Below are 794 nucleotides of genomic sequence, written 5' to 3'. Positions count from 1 at the left end.
AGCGAGTTGCCGTGGCCCCACGGGTCGTCGACCGTGACGAGCTGACCGACCTTGTACGACTTCCACACGTTGTAGATGAACGGCAGCGTCGACAGGCCGAGCACGAACGAGCCCAGCGTCGAGAACGTGTTCAGGAACGTGAACCCGTCCGACGCCAGGTAGTCGACGTAGCGGCGCGGCATGCCCTTGGTGCCCAGCCAGTGCTGCACGAGGAACGTGGCGTGGAAGCCGATGAACGTCAGCCAGAAGTGAATCTTGCCGAGGCGCTCGTCGAGCATGCGGCCGAACATCTTCGGGAACCAGAAATAGATTCCGGAGAACACCGCGAACACGATCGTGCCGAAGAGCACGTAGTGGAAGTGCGCGATCACGAAGTACGAGTCGGACACGTGGAAGTCGATCGGCGGGGAGGCCAGCAGCACGCCGGACAGACCACCGAACAGGAATGTCACGAGGAAGCCGATCGCGAACAGCATCGGTGTCTCGAAGCTGATCTGGCCGCGCCACATCGTGCCGATCCACACGAAGAACTTCATGCCCGTCGGCACCGCGATCAGGAAGCTCAGGAAGCTGAAGAACGGCAGCAGCACCTGGCCGGTCACGAACATGTGGTGCGCCCAGACCGACATCGACAGCGCGGCGATCAGCAGCGTCGCGGCGACCAGGCCCTTGTAGCCGAAGACCGGCTTGCGGCTGAAGACCGGGATGACCTCGGTGATGATGCCGAAGAACGGCAGCGCCACGATGTACACCTCGGGATGGCCGAAGAACCAGAAGAGGTGCTGCCACAGCAT

1 protein-coding gene is annotated in these 794 nt (G+C 62.3%); it reads right to left on the bottom strand.

Annotated elements, in window-relative coordinates; all coding sequences use genetic code 11:
• A partial coding sequence (locus tag EER30_RS46720) for a cbb3-type cytochrome c oxidase subunit I (RefSeq protein ID WP_205650738.1) occupies positions 1 to 794 on the bottom strand: 794 nt, incomplete at both ends.

This window comes from Actinoplanes solisilvae (assembly GCF_003999975.1).
Taxonomy (GTDB): domain Bacteria; phylum Actinomycetota; class Actinomycetes; order Mycobacteriales; family Micromonosporaceae; genus Actinoplanes; species Actinoplanes solisilvae.
This window is presented reverse-complemented; position numbering and strand designations above follow the sequence as displayed.